The organism is Paraburkholderia sp. SIMBA_027 (assembly GCF_046535315.1).
GTDB lineage: Bacteria > Pseudomonadota > Gammaproteobacteria > Burkholderiales > Burkholderiaceae > Paraburkholderia > Paraburkholderia tropica.
The window spans coordinates 1-241 of the sequence record NZ_JAWRWY010001480.1 but is presented as its reverse complement, the minus strand read 5'-3'; the positions used below and the strand labels follow the sequence as shown (position 1 = coordinate 241).

At 64.7% G+C, this 241-nt stretch carries 1 pseudogene; it reads left to right on the top strand.

Annotated elements, in window-relative coordinates:
• A pseudogene (locus SB764_RS44115) lies at positions 1–241 on the top strand (hypothetical protein); the annotation flags it as partial.

Sequence of the window (241 nt, the reverse complement as noted above, 5' to 3'; positions counted from 1 at the left end):
AAGCACTTCCGGTTCGACCTGCAGTGGTTCCCCGTCCTTCTGGAGGTTCCCGTTCTTCGTAACTCGCTTCCGTACCACGTCATGCAGTCCGCGGTTGCGATCTTCCGTCACGAGAAGCGGACGATCGACGCGGAGCTCGGCGCGAGGATCGTCGCGGCGTTGCGGTCCGCTCCGGCAGACAGCACGTACGTCGACGTCGACGACAGGCTGTTCGCCGCTGGCGTCGTGGACAAGCCGGCAC